This window comes from Streptomyces sparsus (genome assembly GCF_054776295.1).
In genome coordinates this window covers 1-699 of record NZ_BAAHCA010001559.1, presented here as the reverse complement: position 1 = coordinate 699, position 699 = coordinate 1, and the positions used below count along the sequence as shown (strand labels likewise).

Below are 699 nucleotides of genomic sequence, written 5' to 3'. Positions count from 1 at the left end.
GGGCCCGCACGGCCGAGCTGGAGGGTGCCGCGCGGCGACTGGACGCGCAGGGCGCACACGAGCAGTCGGCCGGTGTCTGGCAGGAGCTGTGGGTGCTCCAGCAGTACGCCACCGCCCTCCGGGAGCGTGGCGCCGCCGCCCTCTGACACGGGGGAGCGCCGCGAGGCCGCCGCCGGGAGGGGCGTCCCGGGCGCGAACATCCGGTCATCCGCGGACATTCCGCCCCCACCGGGGCGCACGCCGTAGCCGTTCCGCTGCTCCGGGTAGCGAATCGGCGCAGAAATCGGCCGCAGCCCCCTACTGGGGCGCGTGTGTCGTACCCCACACTGGAGGCGGTGCCAGAGTCCCAGGAGCGTGCCTTTCCGGATGTGCGGATGCGCTCACCCCAGGCAGGGACGGACGGCGGCGAGCCTGCCGTGCTCCTCCTTGCCGTTCGCACGCCGTCCCGACGCAGCGATCACCCTGGAGGTCGCCCGTGCAGATCCGGACCCTCACCAGCGCGGCCCCCGCCGCCACGGCTGACGCGCCAGCCGCACACGACGCGGCTCCTCCCGAGGAGCTGCCTCCGCTCGACGTCCTGCCGGCCGGACTCCCTGCCGAGCTGCGTGCCGCGGCCCCGGGCGGCCTTCCGGTGGCGGTGGAGCTCGAGGTGACGGCGGACCTCCCGGGGGACGTGCGGCCCGCGGCGGAGCCGGCGGA

At 76.1% G+C, this 699-nt stretch carries 1 pseudogene; it reads left to right on the top strand.

The annotated features are described in order from the left end of the window. Positions 1–475: 475 nt before the first annotated feature. Positions 476–699 (top strand): annotated as a pseudogene (locus ACYVE9_RS29595) (hypothetical protein); the annotation flags it as partial.